Genomic DNA, 11,895 nt, shown 5'->3' on the forward strand with positions numbered 1-11,895 from the left:
CGAGCCGACGGCGCAGGCCGTCGGGCAGGCGGAGGATTATAGCGCCCCGGGCGCTGCCCTCAACCGTCACGCCCCTTCTCGAGACGCGAGAGCCGCTTGGCGATGTCGTCGAGCTGCTTGAAGCGCACCGCGTTCTTTCGCCACTGGGCGTTCTTCATGGCGCCGGTGCCGGAGGAGTAGACCCCGGGCTCGGTGATGGAGTTGGTCACCAGGCTCATGCCGGTGACCTGGACCCCGTCGCAGATCGTCAGGTGGCCGGAGAGCCCCACGCCGCCGCCCAGCATGCAGTGCCTACCTACCTTGGTGGAGCCGGCGATGCCCACGCAGCCGGCCAGGGCGCTGTGGTCGCCGATCTGCACGTTGTGGGCGATCTGTACCTGGCTGTCGATCTTGACGTCGTGGCCGATGACGGTGTCGCCGAGGGCACCGCGGTCGATGCTCGAACAGCTGCCCACCTCGACGTCATCGCCCAGCACCACGCCGCCGAGCTGGGCGATCTTGTGCCAGCGCGCCCCGTCGTGGGCGAAGCCAAAGCCGTCGCCGCCGATCACGCAGCCGCTGTGCAGGATGGCGCGCTTGCCCACCACCACGCCGTGGCAGACGGTGGCGTTGGCGTGGAGCCGGGAGCCGGCACCGATGACGCTGTCGGCCCCCACCACGGCGCCGGGGCCGACGATCACGTCGTCGCCCAGGGTCACGCCCGCCTCGATCACGGCATTGGGGCCGATCTCGACCCGCTCACCGAGACTCGCGGAGGGGTCCACCGACGCCGAGGGGTGCACGCCGGCGGGCGCTCGCCCCGCCAGGGGATCGAAGAGGCGCGACAGCGCCGCATAGCCCAGGTAGGGGTTGTCGAGCTCGAGGCGCGCCGTGGGGCAGGTCTCGCCATGCTGCGGATGGAGCAGCACGGCCGCGGCCCGGGTCTCCGGCAGGTCCTTGAGATAGGCACGGTTGGCCAGGAAGGCCACTTGGTCCGGGCCGGCCTCCCTGAGGGTGGCCAGCCCGCTGACCCGGCGGTCGGCGTCACCGACCAGCCGGGCGCCCAGGCGCTCGGCGATGTCGGCAAGGGTGAGGGTCGGGGTGTCGCGTCGGGTCATGGCTTGGGTCCGCTGGTGCCGGCTCAGAACAGGGAGTTGAGGATCTGGGTCACTTCGCCGGTCAGGTCGGGCAGATCCTGGTTGGCGTGCAGCACGCCCTGGGGCTCGACGAGGACGTCGATGCCGTGGCGAGCGATCACCTGCTCGACGGCCTGCTCGAGCCGCGACTCGGCGTCGCTCAGGAAGCGCTGCTCGGCCTCCTGCTGGGCCTGCATGATCTCGCCGACCAGACGGTTGAGCTCGGACGCCTTGCGGTTGGCCTCCTGGCGCTCGCTGTCGCTGAGGCTGCTGGCGCGCTGCTGCAGCTGGGAGAGCTCCTGGTCGAGCGCTTGGGCCTGGCGCTGCTGGCTGCCGATACGGCTCTCCAGCTCGCTCATGGAACGCTGGGCGGCATCGGTCTGCATCAGCGCCCGGCGCCAGTCCAGCACGGCCACCTCGGCGGCCTGGGCAGGCAGGGCCAGGGCGGCCAGCAAGAGAAGGCTCAGGGCAGCGGTAAGTTTACGCATGGTAGGGCTCCTTGGCCGGGCCGCCCCTCCGGGGCGGCCCTTCGATCTGAAGGGGCTGGCGAGATCAGAAGGTCTGGCCAAGCGAGAACTGGAAGAACTGGGTGTCGTCGCCGCTCTCGTCGTTGAGTGGCTCGGCGATGCTGAAGGTGAGCGGCCCCACCGGCGTCAGCCAGGAGAGCCCCACGCCGACGCTGTAGCGCAGGTCGCCCAGGTCCACCCCGGAGCTGCAGTTCGAGGTACCGGTCTCGGTGGCGTAGCAGTCGGTGAGGAAGGTGTTGCCCGCGTCCAGGAACAGCGAGGTCTGCAGTGAGCGGCGATCCTCGATGAAGGGCAGCGGGAAGAGCAGCTCGGCGCTGCCCTGCATCAGCACGTTACCGCCCAGGGTGCGATCGCGCCCGCCGGTTTCCGGCGGCGTGGTGCGCTGGCCCAGAGTGTTGGCGGTGAAGCCGCGCACCGAGCCGAGGCCACCGGCGTAGAAGTTCTCGTAGAACGGGTAGGGGTCGTTGCCGACCACGTCGGCATAGCCCACCTCGCCACTGAACTTCAGCGCCCAGTCGTGGTTGTCGTTGAGCGGGAAGAGCTGGCGGGCCTGGGCGCGCAGCTTGTAGTACTCGGCGTCGCTGCCGGGCACCGCGGTCTCCAGCGACAGGCGCTGGTAGTTGCCGGCGGTGGGCATGATGCCGCGGTTGAGGTTGTTGCGGGTCCAGCTGGCCGTCAGCTTCAGGCTCTGGGCATCGGCCCCCTGCTCGTCGACGTAGCGGGTGATCTCCTGGGCGGTATCGCGATAGGTCTTGACCGTCAGGTCCTCCACCGCGGCGCCGAAGTTGAGACGGGTGATCTCGTTGATCGGGTAGCCGAAGTTGATCCCCGCGCCGTAGGCGTCGGTGGAGTAGGTGGAGATGTCGGAGTCCTCGTAGTCGGTCTCGCGGTAGTAGAGGTTGTAGCCGCGGGAGATGCCGTCGAGGGTCCAGTAGGGGTCGGTGAAGCCGAAGTTGACGCTGGTGAAGGTGTCGCTGCGCTGGGCGCCGACGTTCACCCGGTTGCCGGTGCCCAGGAAGTTGGTCTGGGAGAGGCCCACGCCGTAGATGACACCGGCGCTCTGGGAGAAGCCGACGCTGGCGGAGATCGAGCCGGAGGGCTGCTCCTCCACGGTGTAGGTGACATCGAGCTTGTCCGGCTCACCGGCCACGGGACGGGTCTCCACGTCCACCTGGCGGAAGAAGCCGAGGCGCTCGAGGCGCTGGCGAGACTGGGTGATCGACTGGGTCGAGGCGGGCGCCCCCTCCAGCTGGATCATCTCCCGGCGCAGCACCTCGTCCTGGGTGGTGGTGTTGCCGATGAACTCGATGCGGCGTACATAGGCGCGGCGCCCGGCATCGACCCGGAACGCCAGGTCCACGGTGTCGTCCGACGCGGAGACCTCGGGAATGCCGTCGACGCTGGCGAAGGCGAAGCCCTCGGCGCCCAGGCGCGCACGCAGCGCCTCGGAGGAGGCCGTCACATCGCTGCGCGAGAAGACCTGGCCCGGCGCCACCTCGAGCAGCTCGCGGGCCTCGCGCTCGCTGATCTGCAGGTCGCCCACGAAGCGCACGTCGCCGATGCGGTACTGGCGGCCTTCGTCGACGTTGACGGTGATGAAGATCTGCGACTTGTCCGGGCTGATCGAGACCTGGGTCGACTCGACGTTGAAGTTGACGTAGCCGCGGTCCAGGTAGAAGGAGCGCAGCCGCTCGAGATCGCCGGCCAGCGCCTCGCGGGAGTACTCGTCCCGGGAGAACCAGCCGAAGATGCGGCCGGGGCGATCGTTGAGCTCGAAGACGTCGCGCAGGGTGTCGTCGTCGAAGGCGCGGTTGCCGACGAGGTTGATCTGGCGGATGCGCGCCACGGCACCCTCGTTGATCTCCACGTCGACCTGCACACGGCCCTCGTCGATCTCGCGCACGCTGGTCTCGATGGTGGCGCTGTAGCGCCCCTGCCCCTGGTAGACGCCCTCCAGCTCGCGCTGGATCTCCTCCAGGGTGGAGAGCTGCAGCACCTCGCCCTCGGCGAGACCGGCCTGGCGCAGGCCCTGGCGCAGCTCCTCGTCACCGATGCGGCGGTTGCCACTGATGTTGAGACGGCTGATGGTGGGTCGCTCCACCACCTGGATGATCAGCACGTCGCCGTCCCGGGCGAGGCTGATATCCTCGAACAGGCCGGTGGCGAACAGGCTGCGGGTCGCCTCGGCCAGCTCGCGGTCATCGACGCGGTCGCGAGCGCTGACGGGAAAGGCGTTGAAGACGGAGGCGGCAGAGACTCGCTGCAGGCCTTCCACACGAATGTCCGAAACCTCGAAGGGTTGGGCCTGGGCCGTCCCGGCCCCGACGAGCAGCAGTGCCGCCAGTCCGATGGTCTTGATTCTCATGCAGTCGATTCGCTCGCGTTGATCTGCCAAACCTGTCCAGACAGGCACCTTATACACTTGTGCGGCTCGCTGACAAGGCGATCATCCAGACCTTGTCATTCGGGGCTGATCCGGCGACAGACCTGCGAGGAGGCGCCATGAACCCCTCCCTGGGGGCTACCTAGACCATCCCAGGTCCACGGACCTCCTCTTCGGGCTGTCCCCGGCGCCCCGGCCGAGACGCACTCCACTCGCCCCTCGCGAGGCCTTGCCTACCAGAGCCGCATCAGATCGAAATAGATCGCCATCAGCATCAGGGTCCCCACCAGCGCCAGGCCGATGCGAAGGCCGATCGCCTGGGCCTGCTCGGAGACCGGGCGGCCACGCACCACCTCCACGAAATAGTAGAGCAGGTGGCCGCCGTCGAGCACCGGGATCGGCAGCAGGTTGAGCACCGCCAGGCTGATGGAGAGATAGGCCAGGAAGCTGACGAAGCTCTCCAGCCCCGCCCGGGCCGAATCGCCTGAGATCTGGGCAATGGTGATCGGGCCCGAGAGGTTGGAGGGCGAGATAAGCCCCACCAGCATCTTGCGGATGGCATCCAGGGTCAGCAGGGTCATCTCGCCGGTGCGGGACACCGCCTCGCCCACCGCGGCCACGGGACCGTAGCGGATCTCGCGACGGTACTCCTCGGGCCACTCCACCGGCGCCACGCCGGCGCCGATATAGCCGATGGTCACGCCCTCTTCGAGGGTGTTGCTGCCGGGGGTGATGGCCAGGCTCAGCCGCTCGCCGTCGCGCGCCACCTCGAGGGTCAGCGCCTCGCCGGGGCTCGCCCGCACGATGTCAACGAAGTGCATCCAGTCGTCCACCGGGGTGCCATCCACCGCCAGGATCTCGTCGCCGGCCTGGAGGCCGGCGGCGTCGGCCGCCTCCCCGGGCATCAGCTGGCCCAGCACCGCCGGGAAGGGCGGGCGCCAGGGGGTCACGCCGAGGCTCGGCAGCGGCTGGGGCGGGTCCTGGCGCACCAGCCAGTTCTCCACCGGCAAGCGATACTCGCGGGGCTCGGCGGTGGCGTCACTGCGGGCGTCGACGGTGAGCTCGCCGCTCATGCCGATGGCGGCCACCAGCTTGAGATTGATCTCGTCCCAGCCGCGCACCGCCTCGCCGCGCACCGCGACGATCTCCTGGCCGGCGACGAGGCCGCCGCGCTCCGCCGGTGAACCCGGCTCGACGCTGCCGATCACCGGCGCCACCGTGGTGGTGCCAGCCACGAACAGCGCCCAATAGGCGACGATGGCGAGCAGGAAGTTGGCCAGGGGACCGGCGGCGACGATGGCGATCCGCTGCCACACCGTCTTGCGGTTGAAGGCCTGGTCGAGCTCGTCCTCGGGTACCGGCGCCTCGCGCTCGTCGAGCATCTTGACGTAGCCGCCCAGCGGGATGGCGGCCACGGCGAACTCGGTGCCATGGCGGTCGACGCGGGACCAGATCGGCTTGCCGAAGCCCACCGAGAAGCGCAGCACCCGGACGCCACAGCGCCTGGCCACCCAGAAGTGGCCGAACTCGTGGAAGGTGATCAACAGGCCCAGCACCACGATGACGGCCAGGATGTTCTGGATCAGGCCCAAGTCGCTCTCCTCCTGGAATCGGGTTGGAATGGCATCAGCGGCTCGCCAGCCAGCTCGCGGCGGCGCGGCGCGCGCGGACATCGGCGTCCAGCACGGTCTCGAGGTCGCGCACGGCCTGGACCGGCTCGGCATCGCGCACCCGGGCCACCAGCTCGGCGATGCCGGTGAAGCCGAGGCGGCCCGCCAGGAAGGCCTCCACCGCCACCTCGTTGGCCGCATTGAGGACCGCCGGCGCCGTGCCCCCCGCGGCCATGGCCTCGCGAGCCAGGCGCAGGCAGGGGAAGGCGACCTCATCCGGCGCCTCGAAGTCGAGCCTGGCGACCTGGAAGAGATCCAGCGCCTCGACGCCGGCCTCGATGCGCTCCGGCCAGGCCAGCCCGTAGGCGATGGGGGTGCGCATGTCGGGGTTGCCCAGCTGGGCGATCACCGACCCGTCGCTGTAGGCGGCCATGGAGTGAATCACGCTCTGGGGGTGCACCACCACCTGCACCTGCTCCGGCCGGGCGTCGAACAGCCAGCACGCCTCGATCAGCTCCAGCCCCTTGTTCATCAGGGTGGCACTGTCCACCGAGATCTTGCGGCCCATGGACCAGTTGGGGTGGGCGCAGGCCTGCGCGGGCGTCACCTCGGCCAGCCGCTCGGGCGACCAGCCGCGGAAGGGGCCGCCGGAGGCGGTCAGCAGCAGCTGGGTCACGCCGTGGCGGGCGAGCCCCCCGCGATGCTCAACGGGTAGACACTGATAGATGGCATTGTGTTCGGAATCGATGGGCAGAAGGGTCGCGCCGCTCGTTGCCACCGCCTCCATGAAGAGCGCCCCGGACATCACCAGGGCCTCCTTGTTGGCCAGCAGCACCCGCTTGCCGGCATGCACCGCGGCGAGCGTGGGCAGAAGCCCCGCGGCGCCGACGATGGCCGACATCACCACGTCCACCTCGCGCGCCTCGGCCACCGCCACCAGGGCCGACGGGCCGGACTCGACCTCGGTCGCCACGCCGGCCTCGGCCAGGCGCGCCCGCAGCCAGGCGGCGTCGCGCTCGTCGCCGAGCACCGCCACCGCGGGCCGGTGGACGAGGCAGAGCGCCAGCAGGGGCTCCCGGGAGCGATGGGCGGTCAGGGCGTGGACCCGGTAGCGCCCGGGATGGCGGGCGATCACGTCCAGGGTGCTGGTGCCGATGGAGCCGGTGGCCCCCAGCACCGTGACGGCCTGGCAGGCGGGCGCCGGGGCCTCGCGGGAAGCGGTCATGCTAGAGCACCCCGAGAGCGATCAGGGCAAAGAGCGGCAGCGCCGCGGTGAGGCTGTCGATGCGGTCGAGCACGCCGCCATGGCCGGGCAGCAGCTGGCTGGAGTCCTTGATGCCGCGAAAGCGCTTGAGCATGCTCTCGAGCAGGTCCCCCAGCACCGAGACCAGGGTCACCACCAGGGTCGCCAGCAGCAGGGCCAGCCCGCCGCCGAGGCCGAGCCCCTGCCAGGCGGCGTAGATCAGGGCAAGCGCGGCGGTGGCGACGAGGCCACCGGCCACCCCTTCCCAGCTCTTGCCCGGACTCACCCTGGGCGCCAGCTTGCGGCGGCCGAAGGCGCGGCCGGCGAAGTAGGCGCCGATGTCGGCACACCACACCAGCAGCAGCACGAAGAGCAGCCAGACGGCGCCGGTATCGCGCAGCACGTTCAGCCCCACCCAGGCGGGGAGCAGCACCCAGAGCCCCATGGCCAGGCGCCGCGTGGACGACTGCCACTGCCCGCCGCGGGCGGGGTAGTGAACCACCCAGTAGAGGTTGGCCAGCCAGCCGGCCACGCCCAGCCACAGCGGCCAGGCCATCAGGGCCCCACCGCTGAGCCACAGCATCAGCATCGCCATGGCCAGCACGCCGACCAGCATGAGGCGGTTGTCGCGCTGGCGGATGCCCGCCAGGTTGGTCCATTCCCAGCCGGCCAGCAGCACGATGGCCGCCGTAAAGAGGGCGAAGAGCCCGCCGGACAGGCCGAAGAGGCCCGCCAGCATCAGCGGCGCCAGCCAGGCCGCGGTGATGATGCGCTGTCTAAGCACCTTGTTGCGCCTCGATCTGTTCGTCGGTCATGCCGAAGCGCCGCTGGCGCCGCTGGAAGTCCTCCAGCGCCAGGTCGAAGGCGTCGGCGTCGAAGTCGGGCCACAGGCGTGGCGTGAAGTGGAGCTCGGCATAGGCCAGCTCCCAGAGCAGGAAGTTGGAGATGCGCTGCTCGCCGCTGGTCCGGATGCAGAGATCCACCGGCGCCACCCCGGCCAGGCTCAACTGGGAGGCGAAGGTGGCCTCATCGATGGCCGCAGGGTCCAGCTCGCCGGCGGCCGCGCGCTCGGCGAGGCGGCGCGCCGCCCGGGTCAGGTCCCACTGGCCGCCATAGTTGGCGGCGATCACCAGGTGCATGCGGGTGTTGTCGCGGGTCTTGGCCTCGGCCCGGGCGATGTGCTTCTGGATCGAGTCCGAGAAGGCCGAGAGGTCACCGATCACCGAGAGCCGGATGCCGTTCTGGTGAAGCTTGCCGACCTCGCGCTTCAGCGCCAGCAGGAACAGCTCCATCAGGGCACTGACCTCGGCCCGGGGACGCTTCCAGTTCTCGCTGGAGAAGGCAAACAGGGTGAGGGTCTCGACCCCGCGTTCGGCGGCACGCCGGATGGTGGCGCGCACCGCCTCCACGCCGGCATGGTGGCCACGCACGCCGGAGAGGCCGCGCGCGCGCCCAGCGGTTGTTGCCGTCCATGATGATCGCCACATGACGTGGCAACGGGCCCCCCGGGGTGGCAGGCGTGCCCTCCGTGGCGCTGGAATCTGGGGTGAGCGGTGACGTCATGGGGTCTCGCATCGGGGAGTGGATAGCGAAGGCAGGAGGCCGCCCTCCTGGCGGCCCCGGACTTGCTCAGATCTGCATCAGATCGTGTTCCTTCAGCTCCAGCGTCTTGTCGATCTCGGCGATGTACTTGTCGGTCAGCTTCTGGATCGCGTCTTCGGCCTGGCGCTGCTCGTCCTCGGTGATCTCCTTCTCCTTGAGCAGGGCCTTGAAGTCGCCGTTGGCATCGCGGCGCACGTTGCGCACCGCCACCCGGGCGTGCTCGGCCTCGGAGCGCGCCTGCTTGATGTAGCCCTTGCGGGTCTCCTCGGTGAGCATCGGCATCGGCACGCGGATGTTGTTGCCGGCGGTCGAGGGGTTCAGGCCGAGATCGGCGGCCATGATGGCCTTCTCGACCTTGGGCACCATGCTCTGCTCCCAGGGCACCACCGAGAGGGTACGGGCGTCCTCGATGTTGATGTTGGCCACCTGGTTGAGCGGCACCTGGCTGCCGTAGTACTCCACGGTCACCGCGTCCAGGATGCTGGAGTGGGCGCGCCCGGTACGGATCTTGTTCAGGTTGCCATGCAGCGCTTCCACGCTCTTCTTCATGCGGGATTCTGCATCTTTCTTGATGTCATTGATCACGGTGTCAACCTCTGTCTATCAGCGTGCCTTCCTCGCCGCCCACCACCAGGTTGAGCAGGGCGCCCGGCTTGTTCATGTTGAAGACGCGGACCGGCATGTCATGGTCACGCACCAGGCAGATAGCGGTCAAATCCATGATGCCGAGCTTCTGGTCCAGGGCATCGTCATAGCTGAGCTGGTCGTACTTGACCGCATCAGCGTGCTTGACCGGGTCCTTGTCGTAGACTCCGTCCACCTTGGTGGCCTTGACCACCACGTCGGCGTCGATCTCGATCCCGCGCAGGCAGGCCGCGGAATCGGTGGTAAAGAAGGGATTGCCGGTACCGGCGGAAAACAGTACCACATCCCCGGAGGTGAGATAGCGGATGGCGGTACGGCGATCATAGTGCTCCACCACGCCGCTCATGGGGATCGCGGACATCACCCGGGAGCGGATATTGGAGCGCTCCAGGGCGTCGCGCATGGCCAGGGCGTTCATCACCGTGGCCAGCATGCCCATATGATCACCGGTCACCCGATCCATGCCCGCCTCGTTCAGGGCGGCGCCGCGGAACAGGTTGCCGCCGCCGATCACGATGCCGACCTGCACCCCGATCCCCACCAGCTGGCCGATCTCGAGGGCCATGCGGTCAAGCACCTTGGGGTCGATGCCGAAATCGTGCTCGCCCATCAGCGCCTCGCCGGAGAGCTTGAGCAGGATTCGCTTGTACTTCGACTTGTCGGTGCGGGCCTTGGGTGAGGTCTCGACGTGATCGGATGGGGACATGGCATCTCTCCTGGGGCATCAGCATTGGCATGGGGGCGGCCGGTGCACCGGCCGGATACGCGATGGCGTGCGCTCGCGCGCACGCCATCATCCTGCAGGAACCTCTGACCTCAGCTGCGCTTGGCCTGTTCCATCACTTCCTTGGCGAAGTCGACCTCTTCCTTCTCGATGCCCTCGCCCACTTCGAAGCGGGTGAAACCGAGGACCTCGCCGCCGGCCGCCTTGGCGAACTGGGCAACGCTCTGGTCCGGGTTCTTGACGAAGGGCTGCTCGGTCAGGCTGTTCTCGGCCAGGTACTTCTTCAGGCGACCCTGGACCATCTTCTCGGCGATCTCGGCGGGCTTGCCGGCCATGTCGGGCTGGGCGAGGATGATATCCTTCTCCTTGTCCAGCTGCTCCTGGGGCATGTCCTCGGGACGCGCGACGGCCGGGTTGATGGCGGCGACGTGCATCGCGATGTCCTTGGCCACCTCGGCGTTGCCGCCCTTGAGCACGGTCAGCACGCCGATGCGGCCACCGTGGACGTATTCGCCCACCAGGCCGCCCTCGATGGCGTCGACCACCACGCAGCGACGCACGCCGATGTTCTCGCCGATCTTCTGGACCAGCTGCTCGCGAGCGGCCTCCAGGTCGCCGGCCATCACTGCGGCCACGTCTTCGCTCTTGGCGGCGAAGAAGGCGTCGGCGACCTTCTCGGCGAAGCCCTTGAAGTTGTCGTCACGGGCGACGAAGTCGGTCTCGGAGTTGATCTCGACCATCACGCCGTAGCTGCCGTCCTCGGCCACGCGGGTCACCACGGTGCCCTCGGCGGCGGTGCGGCTGGCCTTCTTGGCGGCCTTGAGGCCGGAGCTCTTGCGCAGGTTCTCGATGGCGACCTCGATGTCACCGCCGGCCTCGGTGAGGGCCTTCTTGCACTCCATCATGCCGAGTCCGGTACGCTCGCGCAGTTCCTTGACCTGGGAGGCGCTGATAGCTGCCATGGGGTTCACCTCTGAATCTGTGTGTCAACGGATAGCGGACCCGTCGCTGTGACGAATCCGACGAATGCTGAGAAAAAAGGGGGCCGCGGCCCCCTTCTCGTCTGTCCGGCTGCCGTGGCATCGACCACCGTGGCATCAACCACCGTGGCGACGGCCACCGAACAGACTAGCCGCGATCACTCGGCGGCGCTGTCGCTTTCCTGGACCACCTCGTCGGTGACCTCGACGAACTCGTCGGGACGACCTTCCTTCGCACGGGCGCAGGCGTCGGCGATGGCCTTGACGTAGATCTGGATGGCGCGGATGGAGTCATCGTTGCCGGGGATCACGTAGTCGACGCCGTCCGGGTCGGAGTTGGTATCCACCACGCCGATGACCGGGATGCCGAGCTTGTTCGCCTCGTTGATGGCGATGCGCTCGTGGTCGACGTCGATCACGAACAGGGCGTCGGGCAGGCCACCCATCTCCTTGATACCGCCGATGGAACGCTCGAGCTTCTCCTGCTCGCGGGTCGCCATCAGGACCTCCTTCTTGGTCAGCTTCTCGAAGGTGCCGTCCTCGCGCATGGTCTCGAGGTCGCGCAGACGCTTGATGGACTGACGGATGGTCTTGTAGTTGGTCAGCATGCCGCCCAGCCAGCGGTGGTTGACATAGGGCTGACCGGCGCGCTTGGCCTCTTCCTTGATGATCTTGCTGGCGCTGCGCTTGGTGCCGACGAACATGACCTTGTTGTTGGACGCGGCCATCTTCTCGACCACATCGATGGCCTCGTTCAGGGCCGGCAGGGTATGCTCGAGGTTGATGATATGGATCTTGTTGCGGGCACCAAAGATGAACTTGCTCATCTTCGGGTTCCAGTACTTGGTCTGGTGACCGAAGTGAGCGCCTGCCTTGAGCAGGTCACGCATATTGACGTGTGCCATGGATGACTCCTGGAAAATCGGGTTAGGCCTCCACGCACCCCATGGATCCGACCGCCGAAGCCCGCTTGAGGAGCCGCGACAGCACCCGGGACCATGTGCCGGTGCATGTGTGTTTTCAAGGCGTTACATTGATATACACCCACCCTGCCACCACACCCCAC

10 protein-coding genes and 1 pseudogene are annotated in these 11,895 nt (G+C 68.3%); all 11 read right to left on the reverse strand.

The window, feature by feature from the left end; translation table 11 throughout:
* Window positions 1-59 precede the first annotated feature (59 nt).
* Window positions 60-1,097, reverse strand: coding sequence for a UDP-3-O-(3-hydroxymyristoyl)glucosamine N-acyltransferase (gene lpxD / locus D1793_RS12045; RefSeq protein ID WP_119022392.1), 1,038 nt, complete (start codon window positions 1,095-1,097; stop codon window positions 60-62).
* A gap of 23 nt (window positions 1,098-1,120) precedes the next feature.
* Complete coding sequence (locus D1793_RS12050) at window positions 1,121-1,603, reverse strand: OmpH family outer membrane protein (protein WP_119022393.1); 483 nt, start codon at window positions 1,601-1,603, stop codon at window positions 1,121-1,123.
* A gap of 64 nt (window positions 1,604-1,667) precedes the next feature.
* On the reverse strand, window positions 1,668-4,007 hold the full coding sequence (gene bamA / locus D1793_RS12055) for an outer membrane protein assembly factor BamA (protein ID WP_240407663.1): 2,340 nt from the start codon (window positions 4,005-4,007) through the stop codon (window positions 1,668-1,670).
* Window positions 4,008-4,258: 251 nt separating this feature from the next.
* Window positions 4,259-5,617: an RIP metalloprotease RseP gene (rseP, locus tag D1793_RS12060; protein ID WP_119022394.1), complete on the reverse strand. Its 1,359-nt coding sequence runs from the start codon at window positions 5,615-5,617 to the stop codon at window positions 4,259-4,261.
* A 34-nt stretch (window positions 5,618-5,651) separates the two neighbouring features.
* On the reverse strand, window positions 5,652-6,860 hold the full coding sequence (gene ispC, locus D1793_RS12065; protein ID WP_119022395.1) for a 1-deoxy-D-xylulose-5-phosphate reductoisomerase: 1,209 nt from the start codon (window positions 6,858-6,860) through the stop codon (window positions 5,652-5,654).
* Window position 6,861: 1 nt separating this feature from the next.
* A complete protein-coding gene (locus tag D1793_RS12070) occupies window positions 6,862-7,662 on the reverse strand; it encodes a phosphatidate cytidylyltransferase (RefSeq protein WP_119022396.1) in 801 nt (266 codons plus the stop codon).
* Window positions 7,655-8,351, reverse strand: a pseudogene (gene uppS, locus D1793_RS12075) (polyprenyl diphosphate synthase). Before uppS ends, D1793_RS12070 begins: the two are co-directional and overlap by 8 nt.
* 156 nt (window positions 8,352-8,507) lie before the next feature.
* On the reverse strand, window positions 8,508-9,065 hold the full coding sequence (gene frr / locus D1793_RS12080) for a ribosome recycling factor (protein ID WP_119022397.1): 558 nt from the start codon (window positions 9,063-9,065) through the stop codon (window positions 8,508-8,510).
* A 4-nt stretch (window positions 9,066-9,069) separates the two neighbouring features.
* Complete coding sequence (gene pyrH, locus D1793_RS12085; RefSeq protein ID WP_119022398.1) at window positions 9,070-9,831, reverse strand: UMP kinase; 762 nt, start codon at window positions 9,829-9,831, stop codon at window positions 9,070-9,072.
* A 110-nt stretch (window positions 9,832-9,941) separates the two neighbouring features.
* The gene (gene tsf, locus D1793_RS12090) at window positions 9,942-10,811 is read right to left on the reverse strand and encodes a translation elongation factor Ts (RefSeq protein ID WP_119022399.1); all 870 of its coding nucleotides are present in this window, start codon (window positions 10,809-10,811) and stop codon (window positions 9,942-9,944) included.
* A gap of 176 nt (window positions 10,812-10,987) precedes the next feature.
* Complete coding sequence (rpsB, locus tag D1793_RS12095; protein ID WP_119022400.1) at window positions 10,988-11,734, reverse strand: 30S ribosomal protein S2; 747 nt, start codon at window positions 11,732-11,734, stop codon at window positions 10,988-10,990.
* Window positions 11,735-11,895: the final 161 nt, after the last annotated feature.

Source organism: Halomonas sp. JS92-SW72, from assembly GCF_003547075.1.
In the GTDB taxonomy this organism is placed as follows: Bacteria; Pseudomonadota; Gammaproteobacteria; order Pseudomonadales; family Halomonadaceae; genus Halomonas; species Halomonas alkalicola.

What these genes read in the sequence shown, in the direction of transcription:
- lpxD (WP_119022392.1), bottom strand. Translation starts at nt 1,097, where the DNA reads ATGACCCGACGCGACACCCCGACCCTCACCCTTGCCGACATCGCCGAG.
- D1793_RS12050 (WP_119022393.1), bottom strand. Translation starts at nt 1,603, where the DNA reads ATGCGTAAACTTACCGCTGCCCTGAGCCTTCTCTTGCTGGCCGCCCTG.
- bamA (WP_240407663.1), bottom strand. Translation starts at nt 4,007, where the DNA reads ATGAGAATCAAGACCATCGGACTGGCGGCACTGCTGCTCGTCGGGGCC.
- ispC (WP_119022395.1), bottom strand. Translation starts at nt 6,860, where the DNA reads ATGACCGCTTCCCGCGAGGCCCCGGCGCCCGCCTGCCAGGCCGTCACG.
- pyrH (WP_119022398.1), bottom strand. Translation starts at nt 9,831, where the DNA reads ATGTCCCCATCCGATCACGTCGAGACCTCACCCAAGGCCCGCACCGAC.
- tsf (WP_119022399.1), bottom strand. Translation starts at nt 10,811, where the DNA reads ATGGCAGCTATCAGCGCCTCCCAGGTCAAGGAACTGCGCGAGCGTACC.
- rpsB (WP_119022400.1), bottom strand. Translation starts at nt 11,734, where the DNA reads ATGGCACACGTCAATATGCGTGACCTGCTCAAGGCAGGCGCTCACTTC.